At 72.0% G+C, this 24,231-nt stretch carries 20 protein-coding genes; 7 read left to right on the top strand and 13 right to left on the bottom strand.

All coding sequences use genetic code 11. The features are described from left to right. The first annotated feature begins 13 nt into the window (after positions 1-13). Positions 14-2,203 carry a putative bifunctional diguanylate cyclase/phosphodiesterase gene (locus tag IEY73_RS11685; RefSeq protein ID WP_189079176.1) on the top strand — a complete coding sequence of 730 codons (2,190 nt, stop codon included), beginning with the start codon at positions 14-16 and terminating at the stop codon, positions 2,201-2,203. A gap of 186 nt (positions 2,204-2,389) precedes the next feature. Then, positions 2,390-2,800 (top strand): HPF/RaiA family ribosome-associated protein, encoded by a 411-nt coding sequence (locus tag IEY73_RS11680; RefSeq protein WP_189079175.1) that lies wholly within the window; start codon positions 2,390-2,392, stop codon positions 2,798-2,800. A 78-nt stretch (positions 2,801-2,878) separates the two neighbouring features. Here the strand turns inward: IEY73_RS11680 and IEY73_RS34235 are convergent, their stop codons facing one another. The 4 genes from IEY73_RS34235 to IEY73_RS11660 all read right to left on the bottom strand — a co-directional run bounded on the left by IEY73_RS34235 (position 2,879) and on the right by IEY73_RS11660 (position 8,463). Then, entirely contained in the window at positions 2,879-5,974 is a 3,096-nt protein-coding gene (locus IEY73_RS34235; RefSeq protein WP_189079174.1) for a S8 family serine peptidase, read from the bottom strand. 138 nt (positions 5,975-6,112) lie between these two features. Then, entirely contained in the window at positions 6,113-6,952 is an 840-nt protein-coding gene (locus tag IEY73_RS11670) for an FAD-dependent oxidoreductase (protein WP_189079173.1), read from the bottom strand. A gap of 135 nt (positions 6,953-7,087) precedes the next feature. Next, positions 7,088-7,888: a hypothetical protein gene (locus IEY73_RS11665; protein ID WP_189079172.1), complete on the bottom strand. Its 801-nt coding sequence runs from the start codon at positions 7,886-7,888 to the stop codon at positions 7,088-7,090. A gap of 128 nt (positions 7,889-8,016) precedes the next feature. Next, the gene (locus IEY73_RS11660; RefSeq protein ID WP_189079171.1) at positions 8,017-8,463 is read right to left on the bottom strand and encodes an SRPBCC family protein; all 447 of its coding nucleotides are present in this window, start codon (positions 8,461-8,463) and stop codon (positions 8,017-8,019) included. A gap of 202 nt (positions 8,464-8,665) precedes the next feature. Here IEY73_RS11660 and IEY73_RS11655 point away from each other — a divergent pair, with 202 nt between their 5' ends. Next, entirely contained in the window at positions 8,666-10,663 is a 1,998-nt protein-coding gene (locus tag IEY73_RS11655; RefSeq protein ID WP_189079170.1) for a methyl-accepting chemotaxis protein, read from the top strand. A 73-nt stretch (positions 10,664-10,736) separates the two neighbouring features. Here the strand turns inward: IEY73_RS11655 and dhaL are convergent, their stop codons facing one another. The 4 genes from dhaL to IEY73_RS11635 all read right to left on the bottom strand — a co-directional run bounded on the left by dhaL (position 10,737) and on the right by IEY73_RS11635 (position 15,440). After that, a complete protein-coding gene (dhaL, locus tag IEY73_RS11650) occupies positions 10,737-12,413 on the bottom strand; it encodes a dihydroxyacetone kinase subunit DhaL (RefSeq protein ID WP_189079169.1) in 1,677 nt (558 codons plus the stop codon). 68 nt (positions 12,414-12,481) lie between these two features. Beyond that, entirely contained in the window at positions 12,482-13,168 is a 687-nt protein-coding gene (locus IEY73_RS11645) for a hypothetical protein (RefSeq protein ID WP_189079168.1), read from the bottom strand. An 89-nt stretch (positions 13,169-13,257) separates the two neighbouring features. Beyond that, on the bottom strand, positions 13,258-14,700 hold the full coding sequence (locus IEY73_RS11640; RefSeq protein ID WP_189079167.1) for a serine/threonine-protein kinase: 1,443 nt from the start codon (positions 14,698-14,700) through the stop codon (positions 13,258-13,260). Between the two features lie 221 nt (positions 14,701-14,921). Beyond that, positions 14,922-15,440, bottom strand: a complete 519-nt coding sequence (locus IEY73_RS11635) for a hypothetical protein (RefSeq protein ID WP_189079166.1) — start codon at positions 15,438-15,440, stop codon at positions 14,922-14,924. A 413-nt stretch (positions 15,441-15,853) separates the two neighbouring features. Here IEY73_RS11635 and IEY73_RS11630 point away from each other — a divergent pair, with 413 nt between their 5' ends. After that, positions 15,854-16,225, top strand: coding sequence for an STAS domain-containing protein (locus IEY73_RS11630; protein ID WP_189079165.1), 372 nt, complete (start codon positions 15,854-15,856; stop codon positions 16,223-16,225). Positions 16,226-16,236: 11 nt separating this feature from the next. Here the strand turns inward: IEY73_RS11630 and IEY73_RS11625 are convergent, their stop codons facing one another. Further along, positions 16,237-17,004: a PIG-L deacetylase family protein gene (locus tag IEY73_RS11625; RefSeq protein ID WP_189079164.1), complete on the bottom strand. Its 768-nt coding sequence runs from the start codon at positions 17,002-17,004 to the stop codon at positions 16,237-16,239. A gap of 19 nt (positions 17,005-17,023) precedes the next feature. On the opposite strand from IEY73_RS11625, the gene IEY73_RS11620 reads away from it, so the two are divergent. After that, on the top strand, positions 17,024-17,911 hold the full coding sequence (locus tag IEY73_RS11620) for an alpha/beta hydrolase (protein WP_189079163.1): 888 nt from the start codon (positions 17,024-17,026) through the stop codon (positions 17,909-17,911). Positions 17,912-17,930: 19 nt separating this feature from the next. On the opposite strand, the gene IEY73_RS11615 is transcribed toward IEY73_RS11620, so the two are convergent. The 3 genes from IEY73_RS11615 to IEY73_RS11605 form a co-directional block, all read right to left on the bottom strand. Next, positions 17,931-18,845 carry a cation diffusion facilitator family transporter gene (locus IEY73_RS11615; RefSeq protein ID WP_189079162.1) on the bottom strand — a complete coding sequence of 305 codons (915 nt, stop codon included), beginning with the start codon at positions 18,843-18,845 and terminating at the stop codon, positions 17,931-17,933. Positions 18,846-18,959: 114 nt separating this feature from the next. Continuing rightward, positions 18,960-21,098 (bottom strand): HelD family protein, encoded by a 2,139-nt coding sequence (locus tag IEY73_RS11610; protein WP_189079161.1) that lies wholly within the window; start codon positions 21,096-21,098, stop codon positions 18,960-18,962. 196 nt (positions 21,099-21,294) lie between these two features. After that, positions 21,295-22,239 carry an alpha/beta fold hydrolase gene (locus IEY73_RS11605; RefSeq protein ID WP_189079160.1) on the bottom strand — a complete coding sequence of 315 codons (945 nt, stop codon included), beginning with the start codon at positions 22,237-22,239 and terminating at the stop codon, positions 21,295-21,297. 182 nt (positions 22,240-22,421) lie between these two features. Here IEY73_RS11605 and IEY73_RS11600 point away from each other — a divergent pair, with 182 nt between their 5' ends. Further along, positions 22,422-23,042 carry a carbonic anhydrase gene (locus IEY73_RS11600; RefSeq protein ID WP_373292775.1) on the top strand — a complete coding sequence of 207 codons (621 nt, stop codon included), beginning with the start codon at positions 22,422-22,424 and terminating at the stop codon, positions 23,040-23,042. 115 nt (positions 23,043-23,157) lie between these two features. Here IEY73_RS11600 and IEY73_RS11595 read toward each other — a convergent pair whose 3' ends face one another. Then, on the bottom strand, positions 23,158-23,484 hold the full coding sequence (locus IEY73_RS11595; RefSeq protein ID WP_189079158.1) for a hypothetical protein: 327 nt from the start codon (positions 23,482-23,484) through the stop codon (positions 23,158-23,160). A 233-nt stretch (positions 23,485-23,717) separates the two neighbouring features. Here IEY73_RS11595 and IEY73_RS11590 point away from each other — a divergent pair, with 233 nt between their 5' ends. Then, positions 23,718-24,209, top strand: coding sequence for a DUF3145 domain-containing protein (locus IEY73_RS11590; RefSeq protein WP_189079157.1), 492 nt, complete (start codon positions 23,718-23,720; stop codon positions 24,207-24,209). Positions 24,210-24,231 lie beyond the last annotated feature (22 nt).

Raw genomic sequence — 24,231 nt, 5'->3', positions numbered from 1 at the left:
GGCGGATGTGACCATGAGACGGCCGGTGTCCTCGCCGGAAGGCACCGGAATTGCCCCCGACCGGAGCCTCACCGGCGCGCGCATGGAGCCGATCTCGAACAGCATGTGGCGCGGGATCCGGCACCGGCTGTCGAGCATGCGCATCGGGGTGAAGATCGTGGGCATCTCGATGACCGGCTCGATGATCTTCGCCGCGGTGGGTGCGGTCGGCCAGGTGCGGCTGCACAACCTTGCCGACTGGGAGAACGAGCAGTACCGCACGAGCGTACGAGCGCTGGAGTTGACGTCCACCGTCCGGTCCGCCGTCGGGGGTCAGCAGGAGGCGGTGCTGACCTACATCCTGTCCGGCACCGGGGTGTACCGGGACACCTACGCCGAGGCCATCACCGAGACCGACCGGACCATCGACAACGGGCTCGCCGCGCTGACGAAGGTGGAACTGCCGGAGGAGGCCCAGAGGGCGCTCTCCGCGGTCACCGACGACGTGCAGATCTGGCGCCGTACGCGAGACGTCGCACTGACCGCGGTGCGTGAGGGCGAAGACCGGCAGGGCGTGCTCTACACGCTGGCCCGTCTGGACACCGTGTCACGGACGGTGAAAGGGTCCGCGGACGCCCTGCACGAGATGCTTGTCGAGCAGGTGGCCGACGGGGCCCAGCAGGGTTCCACGGAGAGCGAGAACATCGCGCAGCTCATGACGATCCTCGGGCTGATCGGCGCGGCCGCGTCGCTGGTGCTGTCGGTGCTGCTGTCGCGCAGCATCTCCCGGCCGATCGCGGAAGTGGTCGACGTGCTGACCCGGGTGGCCTCCGGCGACCTCAGCAAGAAGGTGCGTCCGCGGAGCCGCGACGAGATCGGCAAAATGGGCGCCGCGCTCAACGACACCCTGGGCGTCCTGCACCGGGCCTTCGACGAGGTGCACCACCGCGCCACCCACGACAGCCTGACCGGCCTGGCCAACCGGGCGCTGTTGCGCGAAAGCCTGGAGGCGGCCCGGCACCAGGACGCCGACGGTGCCGTGAGCGTGGTCGTGCTGCTCGACCTGGACAACTTCAAGCAGGTCAACGACGTTGGCGGGCATGCCGCCGGCGACCACATTCTGATGACCATGGCGCAGCGCCTGGCCCGGCGGGTACGCCACACGGACACCGCAGCCCGGCTCGGCGGTGACGAATTCGCCGTCGTGTTCACCGGTCTCGCCTCCGCCGACGACGTCCCGGCGATGATCGGGCAGCTCGTCGCGTCCCTGGAGGAGCCGACCCGCTTCCGGGGGCGGACGCTGCTGCCCAAGGTGAGCGTGGGCGCCGCCGTGCTGAGCGCCGAGCGCGACATCGACGCGGTCATGCGCGACGCCGACGAAGCGTTGTACGAGGCCAAAGCGGTGCGCAAGGGCATTCGCCCGAACATTCGGCGTGGCCGGGAAGCCATGCTGGCCGCGGCGTTGCCGAAGGGGCTCGCGGCGGGGCAGTTCGAGGTGTACTACCAGCCGCTGATCGACCTCGGCGAGCGCCGGTGCGCCGCCGTCGAGGCGCTCGTCCGCTGGCACCATCCGGAGCTGGGCAAGGTCTCCCCGGCGGAGTTCATCCCGGTGGCCGAGCAGACCGGACTGATCAACGATCTGGGCATCTGGGTGCTGGAGCAGGCGTGCGTCCAGACGAGTGCCTGGCTGCGGGAGCTGTCGCCGGATGCGGCCTTCTACGTCAGCGTCAACCTGTCGCCGCAGCAGATGGCGAACCCGACGCTGGTGCAGGACATCCTGGAGGTGCTGGACCAGACCGGGCTGCCGCCGCGGCACCTGACCCTGGAGGTCACCGAGTCGGCGCTGATCGACGGTGACGTGGCGGTGCCTATCCTGGCGGCGTTGCGGGCGCAGGGCATCCGGATCGCGATCGACGACTTCGGCACCGGATATTCGTCGCTGCACTATTTGACGAGCCTTCCGGTCGACGTGGTAAAGATCGATCGCAGCCTGACGCAAGAACTCGACGGCTCCGCGGAGCGTGCGGTGATCATCGAATCGGTGGTTCACCTGGGGAAGAAGCTGCACTTCGGAACCGTGGCCGAAGGCGTCGAGACGCCGGAGCAGGCGGATCAGTTGCAGGCCCTGGGCTGCCGGCTGGGACAGGGCTACCTGTGGGCGAAGCCGCTGCCGGCCTCGGTGATCACGCCGCTGTTGATCGGCGAGCCGGCCATCCCCGCCTGACGGCACAGCCCCCTTCGAGGCCGCTCGGCCGCAGCCCACGGCTGGGCTGGCCCGCGGCTGGGTCGGCCCGCGGCACCCTAGACGGCCCGAGGCGGTCACCACACGGGCCCGGCACGCCTGGTTTCGGAGCGTGGTTACCCGGGAAGGTGGTGATCCCACCATGTCGTCCATCGGAGGGAGAGACAGATGGGTGTGCAGACGGATCCCGCCACCGTGCACGGATGCCTTCGGGTCGGCGCCGGCTTCACCCAGGGTGACTGGAACTGGATCTCGGAGCAGTTCACCACGTTGGACTCCCGGCTGGCGACGTTCCCCGCGGACACCACGGAGCTTGAGGTCTCGGTGAAGGACCGCGCGGCGCGTGGACAGAAGGTCACCCTGGAATGCTGGATCGCCGGCCGGCAGAAGATCGTCACCACGTCCACCGAGGACGATCTGCACGCGGCGCTCCACGACGTGCGCGATGACTTGCGCCGACGGCTGGACGACGCGAAGACGCGCCAGGAGCCGCGGCACAATCGGCATCTGCGGGGGCCGCGCGAGGCGGCATCCGGTGAGCCGGTGGCGGACATGCTGAGCAACGGCCCCGGACGATAAGCCCGGACCCGGCAACGACGAAGCGGCCCCCGAGGGATGATGTCACCCTCGGGGGCCGCGCCCTGTGCGGTACGTCCGTCAGCGCACCGGGACCGCCGTGCATCCGGCGGTGCCGCAGCGATGCGACGGCCAGCGGGACGGTGGCATCGCAGCGAGCGGGTTGTTGGCCGCGAACGGTGCCAGCGTCAGCCCGTTGCGACTCACGGAGTCGCCGACGGTGGGCCCCGGGCGGTACGCCGAGCCGGCCGGCCCGGTGGGCGTGACGTCGCCCGGAGCTGTGTCGCCCGGTGTGGTGTCGCCGGGTGTGGTGTCTCCCGGTGTCGATCCGCCCGGTGTGGTGTCTCCGGGTGTCGATCCGCCCGGTGTGGTGCCGCCCGGTGTGGTGTCGCCGGGTGTCGATCCGCCGGGGCTCGTGCCGGTGTCGGGGGCCGTGGGCGACCCGCCTCCGCTCGACGGATCGCCGTCGTAGGCGAAGCCACCCGGCATCGTGACCGAGCGGTCACCGTGATCGGCGACGGTGACATCCACTCTGCTGCCCGCAGTGCCGCCGGGCGTGACCACGGTCAGGCTGTTGAGGGTCTGACCGAGCACGGCGACGGGGTGCCCGCCGATGGTGACCACCGGGTACTCCGGGAAACCCGAGCCGGAGATGATCACCACGGTGCCGCCGGAGGCCGGGCCATGGTAAGGCGTCAGCGATGTGATCCGGATGCCGTCCTCGCTGACCGGTGCGGGCGGGGTGACCGGCGTGCCGCCATCCGCGGGCGTTCCCGGGCCGGACGGAGAACCGGGCGAGCCGGGAGCGGTGCCGGAGTCTGGCGTGCCGCCGGAGCCGGGGGAGGTGTCGCCGGGCGTGCTGCCGCCGGGAGTGGAGCCCGGTGTGTCTCCGGAGCCGGGCGTGCCGCCCGAGCCCGGTGCGGTGCCGCCGCCGGGCGTGGTGTCCCCGGGAGAGGTGCCCGACCCGGGCGTGGTGCCGCCGGGAACGGTCTCGCCCGGAGTCGTGCCGCCCGGAGTCGTGCCGCCCGGAGTCGTGCCGCCCGGGGTCGTGCCGCCCGGGGTCGTGTCGCCGGGCGTGCTGCCGCCGGGAGTGGAGCCCGGTGTGTCTCCGGAGCCGGGCGTGCCGCCCGAGCCCGGTGTGGTGCCGTCGCCGGGCGTGGTGTCCCCGGGAGAGGTGCCCGAGCCGGGCGTGCTGCCGTCCGGGGCGGTGCCGGCGTCCGGCGTCGTCGCCGTGTCCGGGTCGCCGACGGCGAAGAACAGCGCCGTCGACCTGCCGTACGCGAACCGCGGGTCGTCGGCCGCGACCACGTCCAGGACCAGCGCGTACTCACCTGTCGGCAGGCTCGTCCCGAGGCGCACGTCGAGCCCGCCGCCAGCCAGGTCCGCGCCGGTCAGCCCGTCTGCCAACGTCACCTGGGCCGACTCGTCCGTGTCGGCCGCCGAGCCGTCCACGGTGACCGGGTGGTTGATCACGCCGTACGTGGCGCCGTCCACCGCGGTCGCCAGGGTGGCGCGCAGCGCGACCGTCGCGCCGGCCGGAACCAACCCGGAGGAGGCGGACACGTTCAGCACGCCGGTGTGCTCGGTGTCCGGCTGGAACTGGTGGAAGCCGTCGCCCCGCACCGTCGGGTCGCTGCCGATGGCCTGCTCCGCGTTCAGCCGCCCGCCGGTCACCGAGATGTTCTGGTACGCGGCGACCGGATCGGCGGTGTCCATCAGCCGCTGCCGCAGTTGTGCCGGCGTGAGCGACGGGTCGGCGGACAGCACCGCAGCCGCCGCGGCGGCCACGTGCGGCGTGGCCATCGATGTGCCCTGCATGGCGGCGTAGCGGCTGCCCGGCACGGTGGAGGCGATGTAGTGGCCGGGTGCGAAGATGTCCACCGTGGACGCGCCGTAGTTGGAGAAGGAAGCGCGCTCCTCGGCGGCGGTGCTCGCGCCGACCGAGATGATGTTGTCCAGCGGCAGGTCGGCCGGCCACACCGCCGCCTGGTCGGTGTTCGCGCCGTCGTTGCCGGCCGCGGCCGCGACAAGCACACCCTTACTTCCGGCGTACGCGATGGCGTCCTCCATGACGCGCACGGCGGAGCGCGGCGCCGAGCCGGGGCTGCCGCCGAAGCTCGCGTTGATGACCTTGGCGCCGTTGTCCGCCGCGTACCGGATGGCCTCGGCGATGTCGGAGGTCAGCATGGAGCCGTTGGTGGAGACCTTGAGGGGCATGATGGTCGCCCCGGGCGCGAGACCGGCGATGCCGCGACCGTTGTCCGGGATGGCGGCGATGGTGCCGGCGATGTGGGTGGCGTGGTCGTTGGAGTCCGCGGCGTCGAAGATCGTGTTGTCGTCGTGCGCGAAGTCCCAGCCGGTGCAGTCGTCGACGTACCCGTTGTGGTCGTCGTCGACGCCGTTGCCGCAGGTCTCGCCGGGGTTCGTCCACACCGGAGGCAGGTCCGGGTGGTCGAGTTGCATGCCGGTGTCGACGATGGCCACGACCACGCCGGCGCCGTCCGCCTTGCGGCGGGACTCGACGCCGTCCACGTCGGCGTCCGCCACCGCCGGGAAACCGCCGACCGAGCCGCCCTTGTTGTCCAGCGCCCAGAGCAGCGAGTCGTAGGTGTCATTGGAGGTGACGTGCAGGATCGCGTCCTCGGTGGCGTCCAGCCCGGTGCTTTCGCGCACCCGGTTCTGCGTGACGTCGCCGACCACCCGCCAGGTGGTCCGGTCCACCTGTGAGATCTCCGTGACGCCGGGGTCGGTGGCCAGGTCCCGCAACGGCGCGGGCACGTGCACCACGTCCGCGCCGACCGGCTCTTCGGCGGGGGACTCGGTCACGCCGGACGTCACGTCCACCACGGAGCCGTCCTCCAGCACGGCGACCACCCGGTCGCCGGAGCGCTGCAGCATGGAGACCTTGCGCGGCAGGCGGGACATCTTGTCCAGATCCAGGTTCGGCACCGCGGAGGTGACCGGGGCGAGGCCGAGAGCCACCGGTACGAGCGGCGCGGTTGCGGCCACTCGGACCAGGAAATGATCGAATTCGTCGGGGACGGCCCCGGCCGCCGCCAGCGGCAGCAGGGGCAGGTCCTTGACGTGCGGCGCGACGGCGACCGCGCCTGCTGCTGCCAGGGTCAGACTCAGCGCACCCGCGCCCAGCCCGGCCCAGACCTTCCTGGTCACATGCATGCATCCGCCTCCGTGTCGGGTGTCCCATCACAGGAAACGGGGCGCTGAGAGCGGATGCGGTGTGTGTGGGTTGCCGATCGGTTGCCGGCTGGATTCTGTTATCGGCTGGATTCTGTTATCGGCTCGATTCGGTTGCCGCTAGAGGAGGGCGGCGGCCTCGGCGGCACACGCCCAGGACAGCGTCACTCCCGCGCCGCCATGCCCGTAGTTGTGCACGATCAGGCTGTCGCCGAGGCGTTCCGCCTCCAGCCGTACGGTGGGCCGGGTCGGCCGGAGCCCGACGCGGTGCCCGACCACCCGCGCCCCGGCGAAGCGGGGCTCGACGCGGGCGCACCGGGCGACGATGGCCGCGGCCGTGTCCGGATCGGGCGTGGTGTCGACCACGTCGTGCTGCGCGGTGCCGCCCAGCAGGACCGTGCCGCCGTGGGGGAACCAGTACACCGGTGGGTCGCCGTCGTCGACGAAGAACTCGGTGATCCCCGGGTTCTCCACCACCACGACCTGCCCCCGCACCGCCGTCACGGTGTCGTCGCGGACGAGTTCCCGGGCTCCGGCGCCGGTGCAGTTGACCACCCGCGGCGCGACGTCCGGACGGTCCGCCGGGCGGATGTCGACGACCACACCGGCCTGCCGGGCGCGGTCGGTCAGATAGGTCAGATAGGTGGGCATGTCGACGACCGGCGCGGTTCGTCGTTCGCCGCCCTCGACGCCGTCGACCAGCGCCACCCCGGTGCCCGGCATGGAGGCGAGGCGGCGCAACTCGTCGAGGGTGGCGGCACCCCAGGTGCGTACCCGGTCGCTCTGCTCGACCAGGTAGAGGCTCCACGTGGCACCGGCCGCGTAAGACGTGGTGTGCGCGCCCTGGCCGGTGGCCCGCACCGTCACCGGACGGCCGGACTCGGCGAGCGTGACGGCGGTGGTGAGCCCTATCACGCCGGCACCCAGGACCACGATCTCGTCGTCATCACGGCGATTCATGATCGCACTCTAGTGAACCCGTGTCGTGGCCGCCGTGCGTACGTGCGGCGCACCGCCCGGTGCCGGCGAGGGCCTGGCGAGGAGGCCGGCGAGGAAGACCGGCATCGGGCGGTCCGGGTCAACAGGTTGAAAAGCTCAGTCGGAGAGCGCGCAGGGGGCCAGCGAGTCCAGGCCGACCGGTTTGGCGGCGTGCCGTCCGATCGCCGTGGCGATGCGGTTGATGGTCGCCACCCGCTTGTCCTCCAGCGGGCCGAGGATGGCGTTCTGCACGAAGTTCGGGCCGCCCTCGTTGGCGCTGGTCGCCAGGCGGCGTTCCGCCTCGGCGATCTGGTTGTCCAGCAGCGCCAGGTTGCGTGCCACCTCCGCCTGCGCCTGCGTCGGGATCTCCGGAAGGCGGTCCGCGACCGTCGGGCACGAGATGGCGCCCGCTGCCGCGGCCGGCGGTTCGGTCTGCTCGTCGGCGGGCGGCGCGGTGGTCTGCTCGTCGGCGGGCGGCGTCGTTTCCTGCTCGGTGGGCTGGCCGGCGTCGTCGGACAGCGCGCACTGCGCCAGGCCGTCCAGGCCGGTGGGCCGGTCGGCGACCCGGCCGATGGCGATCGCGATCCGATCGATGGTGGCGGCACGCTTGCCCGCCAGCGGGCCGAGGATGGCGTTCTGCACGAAGTTCGGGCCGCCCTCGTTCGCGCTGCGTGCCAGCCGTGCGTTGGCCTCGCCCAACTGCGTGTCGAGCAGCGCCAGGTTGCGTTCCACCTCGGCCTGGGCCCGCTGCGGTACGGCGGGCAGCTCACCCGCCACGTCAGGGCAGACGATGGTGGACGTCGCCGCCGAGGTCTCGTTGGTGCCGGCCGCGGCGATGCCGAGGCCGCCGCCGACGATGCCCAGAGCGGCGACCGCGATCGCCGGACCGCGCCAGCGGCGCGGGGAGGAGCCGTACATCGAATCACCTGAACCTTGTGATCGGGGGGCTTGGTTCAGCCGGTCATACGGTCCCCGAGCCGTCTCGGTTCAAGATTTTGGGAGCGTTCCCAGATGTGGCTCGTCCGGGCGGCGGGCCGGGCCGGAGGTCAGGCGGGCGAGGTCAGGCGGTTCAGCGCCTCGGTCAGGTTCGCCTCGGTTCGCGCCGCCAGCTTCTCGAATTCGACGCGCATCACCGGTGTGGCGAGCTTGGCCAGGCCGTGCATCTCCAAGTCCACGTGGTAGGTCACCGCGCAGCCGTCGGCGGCCGGACGCACCGTGATGGTGTCCGTGGAGGTGGCGCCCTCGTTGCGTCCGACGAACACCAGCCGCTCGGGTTCCCAGGCGCACAGCGTGTATGTCAGGTCGGTGGTCACGCCCAGCACCCGTGACTGGTTCTGCCAGGTCGCACCCACCCTGATCGGCCCGGTGTCGACACGCGTGGTGCTGCGGGTCGCCGGGTCCCAGTGGTTCGTGTTGCCGAAATCGGCCAGGTAATCGAGCACCGCGCCCGCGGGGGCGGCGACGGTGAAGGTGCGCTCAACCACGATCGTCATGCTGCTCTCCCGGTCGTGTGGCCTGCTCCCACCCTAGAGGCACGGGGCGGCGGTCGTCCCGGGCTGACCGAAACTGACCACACGCTGCGACGCGTCGTGCTCCAATCGTGGGCATGCGGATCATGCGGCGCGCCGCCGGCAGGGTAGTGGTCGACGAGCCATCCGGCGTGCGTACGCCGGCGGGTGAATCGGCGGGTCTGCGGTGAGCGCCGCCGTCGGGCTGCCGTGGCCCCTGCGGCCGGTGCTGGCCGCCGCCGACCGGATGCGCAGCAGCCTGCGCCTCGGCGTGGTGGTCGCGGTGCTGGTGATCCCCGGCCTGGTCGCCACCTATGCCTACAGCAGCAGCATCAACGCCGACGTCTCGTTCAGCGAGGCGGAAAAGCACGGCGTCGAGGTGATGCAACCCGCGCTGCAGGCGATGACGGAGACGGTGGCCGGGCGGCAGGCCGACCTGTCCGCGTTGCAGGCCGCCGCCGACAAATATCCCGAACTGGTGGTCGGCGATCTGCCGCTGGGCAGCGGCGCGGCACTGGTCGGAGACCTCAAGCACCTGATCACCGACGTGGCGGACCGGTCCAACCTGATCCTCGACCCGGACTTGGACTCCTACTACGTGATGAGCGCCCAGGTGGTGCAGATTCCCAATGCGCTGCTGGCCGCGGTCGAGGCGGGGGAGGCCATCACGGCCGACGACCCGGAGATCACCCGTGCGGTGCACGCCAGCAACCTCACCCGCGCCGCCCAATTGCTGCGCGACGACGTGGAAACGGCAGCCACGCACTCCGAAATGACCGACCTGCGCCAACGCCTCACGCCGGTGGAGACCGCGGCCGACGAGATCGCCGCGCTCGCCACCGCGCTCGCCGACGGGTCCGGGCCGGTCAGCACCACCGCGGTCGCGGACGATCTGAGCGCGGCCATGGCACCGCTCGGCCAGGTGCTCGACGATCTGCTCGACGAGCGCATCGGCTTCCTGTCGCTGGAACGCTCGGTGGTGCTGGGTCTCACCACCGGCGGCTTCCTGCTCGCCTTCTGGTTCGCCGCCGGGGTGCTCTGGCGCACCCGGCACGATGTGCGGCTCGCGGTCACCGGCGTGACCGCTATCGCGTCCGGCGACTTCAGCGAGCGGGAACTGCCCGGCGGCAAGGACGAGTTCGGCGACATCGGCCACGCGCTGGCCACCGCACGGGCCCGGCTCGTGGCCCAGGAGCGGGAACTGACCGAAAGCCAGCGAGTGCGGCAGGAGCAGTTGCGGGTCAGCTTCATGCACCAGCGGCAGGCCGAGATGCGCCTGCGTGACCGGGCCCAGACGATCATCGACGAGTCCACCCAGAGCATCGCCGAGGAACTGCGGCTGGTCACCGGGCAGGTCGGCGACGTACGGCAGGCATCGGAAACCATCGACCGGGAGATCTCCACGACCGACGCGGCGACCAGCGCCGTGGTGGAACACGCTCGCCGGGCCGACCAGGTGATCTCCTCGTTGGAGAACAGCCTGCGGCGGGTCGCCAGCACCGCGGCGCTGGTCAACGGCATCGCCGGGCAGACCCGGCTGCTGGCCCTCAACGCCACCATCGAGGCGGCCCGCGCGGGCGAACTGGGTCTCGGCTTCACCGTGGTGGCCGACGAAGTGAAGGAACTGGCCACCACCACCTCCCGGTCCACCGAGCAGATCGCCGAGACGATCGCCGAGTTGGAACGCGACACCTCCGAGGTGTCCCAGACGATCGCCGCCATGGTGTCCGGCATCAACAGCGTCGGCGACGCGGCGACCTCGCTGCGGGCGGTGGCCGCGGACCAGGGCACGGTCGTCGGTCGCCTGAATGACAGAATGGACCACACGATCGGCCGGATCGAGGAGATGTCGACCCTCGCGTCCGAACTGGAGCGCCGCCAGTCGGACCGGATCGCCGCCTCCGGCCCGGCCCTGCTGCGGCCCGCCGGATCCGTGGACTTCATCGACGCGACCCTGGTCAACGTCAGCACGGGCGGGCTGCGGGCGCGCCTGCCGGACGGGATCGACCTGGTCGTCGGCGATGTCGTCGACGTCAAGCTGGACCACAAAGACAGGCACATCGACGTGCCGGCGCGCGTGGCGAACATCGACGGAGCCGAGCGCGGCCTGCAATTCCTGGTGGCGAACGACGGGCAGCAGGAACAGGTCGACCGATACGTGGCAGCCCTGTCCGACCTGGCCTGATCACCCGCGCACACGTTATCTTCGTGATCGTCCCCAGCCCCTGTTCACGCCGGCCGGGGTGCGTCGGCGCGGGTCACCCGTCGAGGGTGTGCGCGACCGCCGCCAGCCAGCGGGCCACCGCCTCCGCACCCGGGTCCGGGCGGCCGAGGACCCGATCACCCAGGTAGCTCGACCGGCCCAGCCTGGCCCGGATGTCCGCGGTGGCCGCCGCGCCGGTGGCCGCCGCCTCCGCGGCCTCGGTCAACGCCTGGCGGCCGGACGAGTACGGCAACCGGGCACTGAACGTCTCCGCGGCCGGCGCCAGGGCATCCACCATGGTGCGGTCGCCGACGTCGGCGCCACCGACTTCGCACACTCCGGCCACCGCTGCCCGGAACGCGGTGGCCCAGTCGCCGCCTTCTTCCAAGGATGCGGCGGCGCGCAGCAGCAGCACCGCGTACAGCGGACCGGACGTGCCGCCGACGCTGCGCCGCACCGTCGCGGATGCCGCACGCAGCACCGCGGCCGGGCCGGCGTCGCCGGGGTAAGCGGGGCATTCGGCGAGCACCGCAGCCGCGCCCCGGGCCAGGCTGATGCCCATGTCGCCGTCACCGACCTCGCGGTCCAGTTCGGTCAGCTCGTCTCGTGCGGAGATCAGCGTCTCGGCCGCGGCCTCCAAGGCGCGGCGCACCGGATCGTCCCCGTTGAGGGTGCCGGCGACGCCGTCCGACGCGGGGGGCGCCTGCCGCACCGCGGGTTCGACGGCGGTGACCGTTTGTGGCCATGCCGGGGCCGACGTCGGCGCGTCCAGGGCGGCCAACAGAGCATCGTCGACGGGCAGCACGCTGATCGAGCATCCGGACATGTCCAAGGCGGTCAAGAAGTTGCCCGCCCAGATCCGGGCCACGACGATGCCACGGTCGGTCAGGCAGCGCGCCGCCGCGTCGGCCACGATGGACAACTCCATCGGCGGTGTCGCGCCCAGCCCGTTCGCCAGCACCGCGACCCGTTGCCCAGCGCCGATGCCGCGATCGTCGGCGATCGCTTCGACCAGCCGCTGCGCCACCGCAGCGGCCGAACGCAGATCGGCGCGCTCGACCCCGGGCTCCCCGTGGATGCCCAGACCCCATTCGATCTCGTCGACGTCCAGCATGAATCCGGGTTGGCCGGCGGCCGGGACGGTGCACGGGCTGAGTGCCACGCCCATCGTGCCGACGGCGTCCGCCGCTCGCTGTGCCGCCGCGGCCACCTTGTCGAGCTTGGCGCCGGTGGCGGCCGTCGCCCCGGCGACCTTGTGCACCAGCACCGTGCCGGCCAGGCCGCGGCGGCCCGCTCCGGCCTCGGCGGCCAACGCCACGTCGTCGCCGACCACGACCGTCGCCACGTCGATGCCCTCGGCGCGGGCGAGTTCGGCCGCCAGCCCGAAATTGAGCCGGTCTCCGGTGTAGTTCTTCACGATCAGCAGCACGCCGGCGGGTGAGGCGACGGCCCGGATGCCGTCCAGCACCGCGTCCACCGACGGAGAGGTGAAGACCTCACCGGCCACGGCGGCGGTGAGCATGCCCGGCCCCACATACCCGGCATGCGCGGGCTCGTGCCCGGCGCCTCCGCCGGAGAGCAGCGTGACCTGACCGGCGGCGCGCACCTCGTCGACGTCCGCGCGGACCGCGGTGGTGGAACCGGCCAGCCGCGCGATGCCGGCACAGGTGCGGGTGAGCCCGTCGAGGGCCTCGCCGACCACGTCGCCGGCGTCGTTGATGAGCTTCTTCACCACCTCATCATCGCGCGGGTGGCGCGATCGCGCCCGTCACTGCGCAGATGGCATCGATCGCCGTCGAGTCACCCGGTGAACGCCTCCCACATGCCGTCGCGATCCGCGGTCACGCTCAGCTCGCTAGTCCGCCCGTCCTCCAGGGTCAGCATGCAGTCGTACCGGTATCGGACCGTCTCGCCCGGCACTTCGCCGGCCGCCGTGCAGGTCGCGTCGATGGCCCGCATGCCGGTGGCCGCGTCCAACTGGCCGTCCGAGACGATGTGGCTCTGCACCGCTGCGACCGCCGCGGCCTCGCGCTGTTCCGCAAGGGCAGGCAGGCCGAACACGCCGATCAGGGTCCAGAGGCCCACTGCGGCGACCATGCTGAGGCACCAGGTGGTCCAGTACGGCGCCACGCCGTTGCGCTCGCGTCGGGCGGCGGCGGCGCGCCGCCGGACCGTGATCAGGGCGAGCACGCCGAAACACAGCGTCAGCGGGATGATCGGCCACCAGCGTGGGGGCAGCGGCCGGGCGGCCTGGTCCATCTCCTCCGGGTACGGAACCAGAAGCGCCCCATGGCGCGGGGCGTCGTCACCGAGTGGAGCGCCCGCACGCGGCTCCGGCGCGGCGGCGGCCCGCGGGGGAGCGGTGCCCAGCGGGGCGGCCCCCAGCGGGGTGGTGCCCAGCGGGGCGGTACCCAGTGAGGCGGCCCAGGGCGGGGCGGTCGGATAGCGCGATGGGTTCTCGTCGGACGGCGGTGGCGTGTTCGTCATGCGCCGCCCCCTTCTCCGGTCCCGACCCGCGGGCATGCCTCCCGACTCCCGTCCATCGGCGTGGCCCGGCCGGACCTGAGCGGTCCGGGTCAGTCGCTGCCGGTCCCGCCACCGCCGCTGCCCCCGCCACCGCCGCTACCCGTGCCGCCACCGCCGGTTCCGGTGCCGCCGTCACCCGGATCGGTCGGCTCGGTGGTGGGCGGCTTGGTGGTGGGAGCGGTGGTCGGTGCGGTGGTGGGCGGCTTGGTGGTGGGAGCGGTGGTGGGCGGCTCCGACGTCGGCGGCTCGCTGCTGGCCGGTGCCGACGTGGGTGGTGTGGTGGTCCGCTTCGGGTTCGGCGGGTTCTGCCGGGTCGGCGCACGGGTGGCCGTCTCCGACTCCTCGGGCGTCGGGGACTCCTCGGGCGCGGCGCTCTCGGTCGCGTCCGCGGACGAGTTCACCTGCGGATCGGCGGGCGGGGTGTTGCCGTCGGGCTGCAGCGCGAGCGCGACGGCCAGACCGATGGCGAGCAGGAACAGTACCGCCACGGTGATGCCGACCGCGAGCTGACTGCGCGACCGTCGCGGAGGCCGCGGTGGCGGCGCCGCGGCGGGCGGCATGCCGCGCGGGACGGGCACGGTGCGGGTGGGCGGCGCGAGGCTCACCGGGGCGGTCAGCGCGGTGCCGGTCAACGAGGTGCCGGTCAGTGTCTTCCAGTCCATCGAGCCGCTCGCGGCCAGGGCGGCCTCGGCGAACTCGGCGGCGGTGCCGAACCGCTGCGCCGGGTCCTTCGCCATGGCCCGGACCACCAGATCCCGTACGGCCGGGGGAACGTCCTCCGGCAGCGGCTCCGGTTCCTCCTCCAGATGGCGCAGCGCCACCTGTAAGGCGTTGTCGCCGTCGAACGGGGGGCGCCCGGCGATGCAGTGATAGGTGACCGCGCCGAGGGCGTAGATGTCCGTCGCCGGGGTCACGTTGCCCTTGGCCACCTGTTCCGGCGCCATGTAGAGGGCGGTGCCGACGATCGCGTTGAGGCCGGTGACGCTGGTGACCGCGGCCGAGCGGGCAACGCCGAAATCGACCAGGATGACCGCGCCGTTGGGCCTGACGATCAAGTTGCCCGGCTTCACGTCGCGGTGCACGGTCCCGTGCTCGTGCGCGGCGTGCAGTGCGTCGGCGACCTGCGCCACGATGGACATCGTCTCGGAGACCCCGAGGCTGCCCGCGGACTTCAGCCGCGCCGACAGCGGCTCACCCTCGACGTAGGCCATCACCAGGTAGGCGGTGCGTTCCTCGCCCTGCTGATCGTCGCCGCTGGAGTAGTCGTAGACCTCGACCACACCCGGGTGCCGGAACGCGGCCATCATCCGAGCCTCGCCGTAGAACCGGGCGGCGAACTCGGGATCGGTCAGCATGGTGGTGCGCAGCACCTTCACCGCGACGACGCGGCCGAGCACGACGTCCGTGCCACGCCACACATCGCCCATGCCGCCTGCGGCGATGCGCTCGTCCAACCGGTAACGGTTGTCGAGGAGGTGTCCGGCATCCAGCACCAGCGGACCCTATCTGATCGGGAGGTACCTCATCAGAAGACAGTTTCGTCACGGGGTGAACGGCGTAACCGTCTTGCAGTTGAGGGCGGCACAACTGTACCGAATGGATGCCCGTGCACGCCGGGCACAGGCACTCGTCGGAGCGTTCCACCGCAGCACGTGGGGCCGTCGGGACGAGCAAGGGGCTCTCCTCCGACGGCCCCACGGCCGGAGCCGTCAGTTCAGTCGTCGAGGGTCGGGGTGACCACGACGGCCGTCTCGGCCAGTTCGATCTCTTCGCGTTCCGCCTGCCGTTCCAAGGCCGCGCGGGCGGAGGTGGCCGCGGCCCAACCCAGTGCCGCACCTAGCAACCCGACCCCGACGATCAGGCCCCACGGCAGCCCCGGCTTGTGCCCGGCCAGCGCGTTCGCGGCCGCGTTGGCTCGCGCCCACGCCTCGTCGGCGGCCGAGTTGACCCGGGCACCGGCCTTGTCCGCCAGCTTCGAGCCCTTCTTCGACGCTCGGCCGGCCGCCTTGGAGCTGCGCTTCGCCGCCTTGTCGGCCATCTTGCTGCCGGTCTTGCCGGCCCGCGACGCCAGCTCGGAAGCCTTCGCGCCGACCGCTGCCGCGCCGCTGCCCGCCGCGTCGGCGGTGTGTTTGCCGACCTCACGAGCCTCGCCACCGGCCGTGGCCATGGCCGATGACAGGTACTCCCATGCCTGCGCGGCCGTCCGCTCGGCCTTGTTCTTCCGCGAGAACATCCTCACAACCTCCTGCTCGGCGGTGCCACCATTCTCCCCCTCCCGCCGCCTGGCGAAACGTGCCCCGCCGTCTGGCAGAAGGTGGTTCGCCGTCATGATGCGGTGGGCCGCACGGCTGGCGTTTCACGCTCGGTGTGTGCACAATCACAGGCGCACAACGCGTTGGACAGGCCGGGTAACCTTGAGCCGATTTGAGTGGAGCACACAGGTGCGTCTCAGGTTCGGCGAATAGCCTTCTGGCAGTCCCCCGAACCTGAAGGGCGGTGACCTTGCCGGCGGGCGTCCCGAGAGGGCGCTTCGTGGCGGGGCTGCCACCCCGGCGCCGGAGCGGCAGGCGAGTCCATCGCGTCCGGTCCGCGCATTGATGGAGAAGGCGCCCGGGAAGATGTCCCGGGCGGGTGGAGGTAAGAGGCGTGACGCTGTCGATAACGACGTCGGCATTGGCGGGAGACGTGGCCGAGATCGCCCTGGCGGGTGAGATCGACGTCGAGAACGCATACGAGATCCGGGAGGCCGTGGCGGCCCAGTTGGCCAGCTCGCACCTCCGTCGCATCGAACTCAGCATGGAGCACGTCTCCTTCATCGACTCCGTCGGCATCAGCGCGCTGGTGGCGGCGTTCCAGTTGGCCGGGGTCAGCGACGTCAAGCTGATCGTCACGCGCCCGAGCCGGTTCGCGCATCGTCAGCTCTGGGTGACCGGTCTGCTCGGCCTGTTCGGCAACCCGGAACCGCACGTCGGCGGCGACCGGGCCGCGCGCGAGCACTCGACCGCGTCGCGGTCGTGACAAGGCCCCGATCAGGAATCTGCCTCGGCCCACGGCAACGGGCCGTCGAAGCCGAGGCGGTACATGTCGAACAACACCGCCGCCTCGACGCCGAGCGCCGGCCCGGCCTGGTTGGCCACCCAGGTCAGCATCGGTCCCGGCTCGGGACCGCCGGCGCCGAGGCCCTTGGTGTACTCGGCGTGCGCCGCCAGCGAGGCGATGCCGCGCCGTAGCGGTTCGCCGGTCACGTCCACCCCGTGCGTCGGCGTGGCGGCACCGCCGTAGCACACGAAGCGCACCCCGCCCCACGTCTCCAGCCCTTCGTCGGCCAGCTCCGGAAAGATCCAACGGTTCCCGGCGTCGCGGGCGGCGTCCAGCACGGCCAGCCCCACGGCGCGGTGATCCGCCTGGTTGACCATGCCGCCGGCCATTCGGATCTCGAACGAACCGGACACGATGATGTCGGGGCGATGCCGCCGGATGGCGCGCGTGATGTCGCGGCGCAGCGCCGTGCCGTACTCGATCACTCCGTCCGGGTGGTCCAGGAACTCCACCACGTCCACGCCCACCTCGCGAGCCCCGGCCCGCTCCTCGGCCTCCCGCAGGGGCCTTGCCTCGTCCGGGTGGATGCCGTCGATCCCCGCCTCGCCCCGGCTGGCCAGCAGGTAGGTGACGTGCTTGCCCTGCGCGGTCCAGCGGGCCACCGCGGAGGCGGCGCCGTACTCGATGTCGTCGGGATGGGCCACCACGGCCATGCACCGCTCCCAGTCCTCGGGTAGCGGCGGCAGGATCTCACTCATCCGGCTAGTCTGCTCTCCCGTGGACCTCGGCCGCCTCCACCCTCAGGCTCGTCTTGCGCTGGCGGCGCAGCAGCGCGCCCCGCTGACCCGGCCCGGCCTGGACGCGGTCCGGCAGAGTATGGCCGCGGCGACACCGGACGAGGTGGGCCCGGGACCAGCCGTGCGACGGGTCACCGACGGGGAGACCGCTTCGGGCGTGCCCACCCGGCTCTACGCGGACGGCCCGCCCGATGCGCCGCTGCTGCTCTACGCCCACGGCGGTGGATGGGTGATGGGCGACTTGACGACCCACGACGGTTTGTGCCGGGAGATCGCAGCCCGCAGCGGTTGGGCGGTGCTGTCCGTGGCATACCGGCGTGCGCCCGAGCATCCGCATCCGGCCGCCGTCGACGATCTGCTCGGCGCGCTCGACCTGGCGGGGGAGCGGGACACCGTCGCGGTCGGCGGGGATTCCGCGGGGGCGCATCTGGCGGTGCTGGCCGCCCGGCGCGCCGACCGTCCGATCGCCGTTCAAGCGCTCCTCTGCCCCGCGCTGGATCCGGCGATGAACTATCCCGATCTCGACGACTTCGGCTTGCACCGGGACGAGATGCGGTTCTTCTGGGACGCCTATCTGCCGCCGGGGATCGATCGCGACGATCCGGGCGTCAACCCGATGCGGGCGGACCCGGCCGGCACCCCGCCGACCGTCGTGATCACCGCGGAGTTCGACATCCTCCGCGACGAGGGGGAGCGCTATGCGGCCCGGCTGCAGGCCGCGGACGTGCCGGTGATCTGCACCCGCTACCAGGGTGTGAACCACAACTTCGTGCGCAAGCTGGCGGTGTTCGATGCGGCCGCGGTGGCCGTGGCGCAGCTCGCGGCGGGACTGCGGCGACTGGCTCCGGCCTCGCCGCGGCCGGCCTGATCGGTGCGTGCTCGGGCGCTCACCACTGCGCGGGAGCGCACGGTTCACCCGCTCCGACCGGCTCCACCTGCAGCGTCGCGTGGTCGATGGCGAAGTCCCGGTGCAGCGCCTCGCGGGCGTCGGCGAGCACGGTGCCCAACTCGGCGGCGGGGCTCAGGGACAGGTGCGCCGACGCCACCTCCATGCCCGAGGTGAGCGTCCAGACGTGCAGGTCGTGCACGTCGGCCACGCCCGGCACGGCGGCCAGCCGGGTGCGCACCGCGGCCACATCGAGGTGGGCCGGGGCGGCCTGCACCAGAATCCGGACGGCCTGGCGGGCCAGCGAGAAGGTCCGCGGAAGGATCATCAGCGCGACCGCCACGGCGGCCACCGGGTCCGCGTACGACCAGCCGGTGGTCGCGATGACGACGGCGGCGATGATGACGCCCACCGAGCCGAGCAGGTCGCCGATGACCTCCAGGTAGGCCCCCCGGACGTTGATGCTCTCCTGCGCACCCGATCGCAACAGCGCGAACGCCACGATGTTGACCAGAAGACCACCGGCCGCGACCACCAGCATGGAACCGGCCGGCACCTCGTGTGGGTCGGTGAAGCGGCCCACCGCCTCGATCAGGACGTAGACCGCGACGCCGAACAGCAGCACCGCGTTGGCCAGCGCGGCGAGCACCTCCAGGCGATAGAGCCCGTACGTGCGGTGCGAGTCGGTGGCGGCCCGACCGGCCGCGTGGATCGCGGCCAGCGCCATCGCGATGCCCAGCACGTCGGTGAACATGTGTCCGGCGTCGGAGAGCAGCGCGAGTGACCCGGTGAGCAGCGCCGCCGCGGCCTCGGCGACCATGAAGCCGGCCAGCAGGCCGGCCGCCCACCAGAGCCGCGAACGGTGCTTGGCACCCGCGTTCGCCACCTGTGCGCCGTGGTCGTGCCCGGCTCCCATGAGACAACCTTCCGTCGCGGACGCCGACCCTGCCAATTTATGTTCACATCGCTATATGTGCAACCGAATCGACGGCCGAGTCGGTGGTATTCACTCTCCAGGTGCGTGGTGCCCTCAGCCCGCCGATGCGCCGCCCGGACGCCAGTCATGCGTGCCGACGCATGTCAGCCGCTGGGTGGCCCGGGACAGCGCGACGTACAGCGTCCGCACACCAGCCCGGTCCACCGCGATCTCGGCCGGCTCCACCAGCACCACCGCGTCGTACTCCATGCCCTTGGCTTGCAGGGCACTCACCACTTGAAGGCGGCCCGGCAGCTCGGCCAGCCAACCGGCCACCTCGGCGCGGCGCTCCGCCGGGGTGATCACTCCGACCGTGCCCGCGACCTCGGCGAGCTGCTTCTGCGCCGCCTCGCGGATGGCGTCGGGCAGCGACGCGGCATCGGTCACCACGTCCAAGGGGTCCACCCCGGTGCTGCGAACCGCGGCGGGCAGCGGCAGGTCCGGCATCACCGAACGGATCACCGACGCGGCCACCGCGAAGATCTCCGCCGAGTTGCGATAGTTCGTGGTCAGCGCGAACGTGTGCCGACGTCGTGACCCCAGCGCCCGGTCACGCGCCCGGTCCAGTTCGGCCTGGTCACCGGGCCACGCGGTCTGCGCCGGGTCGCCGACGATGGTCCAGGACGCGTACTGGCCGCGGCGGCCGATCATCCGCCATTGCAGCGGCGAGACGTCCTGCGCCTCGTCGACCACCACGTGCGCGTACTCCCGGTAATCGTCGTCGCGCTGCACCTGCTGCGCCCGCGCCGCCGCCTGCCGGTCGGCGTAGGTGCTCACCTCATGCACCCCGTCGCGCACGTGGAACGGACTCCGGTTGCGCTTGGCGGGTTGCCGAGGCCGGCCCATCAGCTCGTCCAGCTCGTCCAGCAACGCCACGTCCGCGATCGTCGGGCCGGAGTCGGCCAGCGCGTCGAAGGACCCCTGCAGGGTGGCGATCTCGTCGCGGGACAGGATCCCGTTCGCGTACGCGCGAAGCCGTTCCGGCGTGGCCAGCCAACGCAGCACCCGCATCGGGGTGAGGCGCGGCCACCACGCTTTGAGGAAGGCGCGGAAGTCGCCGCGGTCGGCCAGCTCCGACTCGAACTCCGGCTTCTCCGGCAGGTTGCGGACCTTCAGGCGCTGGGCCTGCGCCCACAGCGCGTCGAACACCGCGTCGAAGCCGTTGCCGCGCACCTCGTTGCGCCGTGCGCCGCGCGGCAGCGCCCGGTGCCGGATGCGGTCCAGCTCCGCCGCTTCCAGCCGCAACAGCGAGCCCTGATAGAGCAAGCGCAACTCGGTGGGTCCGTCCGGCGGCGCGTCGTGCGAGGCCCGCTCCAGCACCCGGCGCATGCGCAGCGACCCCTTCACTGCCGCGACCGGCCCGCTGTCGACCCGCTCGGCCCGGTAGCCGGCGACCAGGGTGCCGAGCGAACGCAGCGTCGCGGTGTCCTCGCCGAGCGACGGCAACACGGTGCTGATGTAGTCCACGAACACACCCGACGGGCCCACCACCAGCACCCCGCCGCCGGCGAAGCGGTTGCGGTCGGAGTACAGCAGGTACGCCGCGCGGTGCAGCGCCACCGCGGTCTTCCCGGTGCCGGGGCCGCCGGTCACGATTGTCACGCCGGCGGCGGGGGAGCGGATGGCCTCGTCCTGTTCGCGCTGGATGGTGGCCACGATGTCGCGCATCCCCGGCCCGGTGGCACGGGAGAGCCCGGCCAGCAGCGCGCCGTCGCCGACCACGCGCATGCCCGGCGGTGCCGCCTCGGGGTCGAGCAGGTCGTCGGAGATGCCGGTGACACGCTCCCGCCGGGACTGGATCATGCGGCGGCGCACCACGCCCAGCGGCTCGGCGGGCGTCGCCCGATAGAACGCCGCCGCGGCGGGCGCTCGCCAGTCGACCACCAGCGGCTGCGCCGACTCGTCGCGGATGCCCATCCGGCCCACGTAGTGGGTGGCGCCGGTGTCCCGGTCGAGCCGGCCGAAGACCAGGCCCTCGTGTTCGGCGTCCAGCGCATGCCGGCGGCGGGCCGCGTGGAAGACCATCGCGTCCCGTTCCACCAGGGAACCGAAGGTGCCCACGCCGGACATCCGGTAGCCCTCCCTCTCGGCCCGCGAGGCGTCCCGGCGCAGCTCGGCCAGCCGGGTGTAGACCCGGTCGACGTGTTCCTGCTCAAGCGCGATCTCCTGTTGCAGGACCGTGGTCTCACTCACCCCGGCCTCGTTCACCTGGCCTCGCTCACTCGGACCTCGCCCGCGGCGTTTCGCCGCCAGCCGCACCTCGCGCTGCTCACCGGGTCCCCGTTCTCGTGTTCGTCGACGCCGCCCGACCTGTCGCGAGCGAGCAATCGAACTTACCCCCTCGGCGCGGGCGGTGAGCACCCGAATCACGTGCCGCCGTCGTTGCGGCTCAGGCGGCGCGTTCCAGGCCGGTGGGTGGCGGTGTCCGGCGGTCGCGCCGGTGCGCCGCCGCGGCGCGTGCCACGATCGCGCTCAGCGTGGCGGTGACCTCGTCGCCGCGTTCCAGCATCAGCATGTGACCGGCGCCGGGGCAGACGGTCAACTCGGCTCCGGCGAGCGCCTCGGCGATGGACTCCGCGCACGGCGGCGGGGTCAGCCGGTCCCGGTCGCCGACCAGCGCGGCGGCCGGGACCGGGGGCAGCGACGTCAGCGTCGCGAGCCGGTGCTGGGCCCCGATGGAGGGGCGGAAGCCACCGATCGAGCGCAGCGTGGCCCGGCCCACGGCCCGCATCGTGGCGTCGAGGGACGGGCCGTCACAGTCGTCGCCAAACAGCAGCCAGCGCACCGCCGGTCGCAGCACCGGCAGCGCGGCCCGGTGCGGACGCCAGGCACCGCAGCGAGCGAGCACGCCCGCGCCCACGGTCTCCCCGATCCGCATCAGCATGGCCAGCGGGTCGGGCAATCCGTAACGCGTATGGGTGACGCCCTCCGCGGTGGTGGAGACGAACAGCAGCCCGCGCACCCGGTCGGCGAACTCGTCCGGGTGTGCCGCCGCGTACTCCATGATCGTCATGCCGCCCATCGAATGGCCGACCAGCACCACCGGGCCGCGGGGAGCGTGCCGCCGCAGCACGGCGGCCAGGTCCTCGCCCAGACGGCTCAGCGTGGCCGCGCTGAGCCGGGTCGCGCCGGAGCCGCCGTGTCCGCGGGCGTCGTATGCGACGATCCGTACGGTGCCGGAATCGCGCAGCGCCGCGATCTGATGCCGCCAGATGTGCCGGTCCAGACACCAGCCGTGCAGCAGCACGACGGTGATCGGTGCGTCCGAGGGGCCGGACGTCTCGACGCGCAGGCGCACGCCGTCGGAGACGGTCAGTGACGCGCGCTCGGGCATGGGCACCTCCGTGTGTCGCACGGCCCCGCTGTACCCACGGGTAATAAGCATCACGCGTGATCGGCGGAAAAGCCAGACCTTAGGCCGCGTTTCGCCAGCCCCGGCCGGCCCGCCACGAGGAGAAACGTGAGATCGCGGGCATGAGCTGAAGAGTACGACGCCGATGCGCGAGAATCATGACCATGACGCACCCCTCGCCCCGGCACACTCCCACCACCGCGCTGGCCGAGCTGATCGACGGCAACCGGCGCTTCGTCGGAGGGCGGCCGGTGCACGGGCACGACGTGGCCGCCGCCGCTGCCGCCTCCAGCGGCCAGGAGCCGCACGCGGTTGTCCTCGGTTGCATCGACTCGCGGGTTCCGCTGGAGGCGATCTTCGACCAGACCTTCGGATCGATCTGTGTCGTGCGCTCCGGCGGGCAGGTGGTCGACCGGGCCGTGCTGGGCTCGGTGGCCTTCGCGGTGAACGCGCTGGGTGCCGCCTTGGTGATGGTGCTGGGGCACGTGCGGTGCGGCGCGGTGGGCGCGGCCGTGGACGCGTGCCGCGCGCAGCAGCGTCCCGGCGGAGACGTCGGCTTCCTGGTCGCGGAGATCGAGCCGGCGGTCCGCGAGGCGGGCCTCGACCATCCGGACGCGGCGGACCGGGCGATGCGCGCACACGTCGCCCGCACCGTGCGCCGGATGCGAGAGATGGCGGAGATGGCGGAGGCGGTGGCGTCCGGTGCGGTGGACGTGGTGGGTGCCGTCTACGACCTGGACACGGGACGTGTCGATCTGTTGGACGTGCCGGCCGTTGCGCGATGAAGGGGCGCGATGGGGGCTGAGACCCGCGCCCCGGTGATCAACTTGTCGTGATCTTCACCAAAGGTGAAAAGGCACTCTCCGGGCGCGGCCCGGAGAGTGCCTTTTGTGTGGCCGGTCAGCCCTCGAAGACGCCCGCGTCGACGAGGCGCTTCTCGGTGGTGTCCCAGCCGTGGGCCGGGAACGACTCGTTGAGGGCGCTGAGCTCGTTGCGAATCTTGGTGCCGTGTCCGGCCGCTGCCAGCGTGCGGATCTCCTCGACGAAGGCCTCGGAGTCGGTCTTCAGGTGCGCGGTCTTGCCGTTGGTCAGGTTACGCACATAAGCGAAACGGCCGTCGGCAAGCGGAATGAGGTATTTGTACTCGCCGAGCACGCTCAGGGCGCCGCCGGCGCCCTGACCGGCGCGGACTGATGCGCGGGCGGTCTTCGAGGTGTTGCTCGCCACGGCAGAACTCCTAGGGAAAGCAGAAAAAGGGCCGGAACAACTTTACACGACGCGCCCCCGGCCGTGCCGTCCGAGCGGTTTGCGGCGTTAGGACGAGTGGGCCATTGTGGCCGCCAGCCAGTCGATATTGCGGTTTCTCTGGCGCACCATCCGCACCACCCGGCATCATGGGACACGATCAACCGCGGTCGAGGTCGTAGGGGAAGACGCATCTCGGTCTTCGGGAGGTCACCGTGCCAACGTGTGGCGTCGTATACGTCCACTCGACCCCGCTCGCCGTGTGTCAACACGTCGAATGGGCGATAGCGCGCGTCCTGACCGCGCCGGCAAATCTGCATTGGACCGCACAGCCCGTAGACCCCGGGATGCGCCGGTCGGAATGCAGTTGGTCCGGTCGGCCGGGAACCGGCGCCGAGCTGGCTGCTGCCCTGAGGCAGTGGCCCATGATCCGTTTCGAGGTCACCGAGGATCCGAGTCCCGGCGTCGACGGTGAGCGTTTCATGCACGTTCCCGGGCGCGGGTTGTTCCGCGGCACCATCGGGGCAGCCGGCGATATTCAGCTCGGCGAGGACCGCCTGCGCAGCATCATGGCCTCCGCACCGGCCCCGGAGGCGTTGTCACACGCCCTGGACAAGGCGCTGGGCACCGCATGGGATGCCGAGCTGGAGCCGTACCGGTACGCCGGTGACGGTGCTCCCCTCACGCTGCTGACCCGCGTCGGATAACGATTTTCCGGGGGTGCCCACT

The organism is Mangrovihabitans endophyticus (assembly GCF_014646155.1).
In the GTDB taxonomy this organism is placed as follows: Bacteria; Actinomycetota; Actinomycetes; order Mycobacteriales; family Micromonosporaceae; genus Actinoplanes; species Actinoplanes endophyticus.
Note: the sequence above shows the minus strand (reverse complement) of the source record. Positions and strands in the feature narration are given on the sequence as shown.

Bases quoted from the DNA above. Each gene is read 5' to 3' on its own strand.
- IEY73_RS11680 (WP_189079175.1), top strand. From the start codon at position 2,390: ATGGGTGTGCAGACGGATCCCGCCACCGTGCACGGATGCCTTCGGGTC.
- IEY73_RS11635 (WP_189079166.1), bottom strand. From the start codon at position 15,440: ATGTTCTCGCGGAAGAACAAGGCCGAGCGGACGGCCGCGCAGGCATGG.
- IEY73_RS11670 (WP_189079173.1), bottom strand. From the start codon at position 6,952: ATGAATCGCCGTGATGACGACGAGATCGTGGTCCTGGGTGCCGGCGTG.
- IEY73_RS11600 (WP_373292775.1), top strand. From the start codon at position 22,422: ATGACGCACCCCTCGCCCCGGCACACTCCCACCACCGCGCTGGCCGAG.
- IEY73_RS11685 (WP_189079176.1), top strand. From the start codon at position 14: ATGAGACGGCCGGTGTCCTCGCCGGAAGGCACCGGAATTGCCCCCGAC.
- IEY73_RS11660 (WP_189079171.1), bottom strand. From the start codon at position 8,463: ATGACGATCGTGGTTGAGCGCACCTTCACCGTCGCCGCCCCCGCGGGC.
- IEY73_RS11645 (WP_189079168.1), bottom strand. From the start codon at position 13,168: ATGACGAACACGCCACCGCCGTCCGACGAGAACCCATCGCGCTATCCG.
- IEY73_RS11615 (WP_189079162.1), bottom strand. From the start codon at position 18,845: ATGGGAGCCGGGCACGACCACGGCGCACAGGTGGCGAACGCGGGTGCC.
- IEY73_RS11605 (WP_189079160.1), bottom strand. From the start codon at position 22,239: ATGCCCGAGCGCGCGTCACTGACCGTCTCCGACGGCGTGCGCCTGCGC.
- IEY73_RS11665 (WP_189079172.1), bottom strand. From the start codon at position 7,888: ATGTACGGCTCCTCCCCGCGCCGCTGGCGCGGTCCGGCGATCGCGGTC.
- IEY73_RS34235 (WP_189079174.1), bottom strand. From the start codon at position 5,974: ATGCATGTGACCAGGAAGGTCTGGGCCGGGCTGGGCGCGGGTGCGCTG.
- IEY73_RS11625 (WP_189079164.1), bottom strand. From the start codon at position 17,004: ATGAGTGAGATCCTGCCGCCGCTACCCGAGGACTGGGAGCGGTGCATG.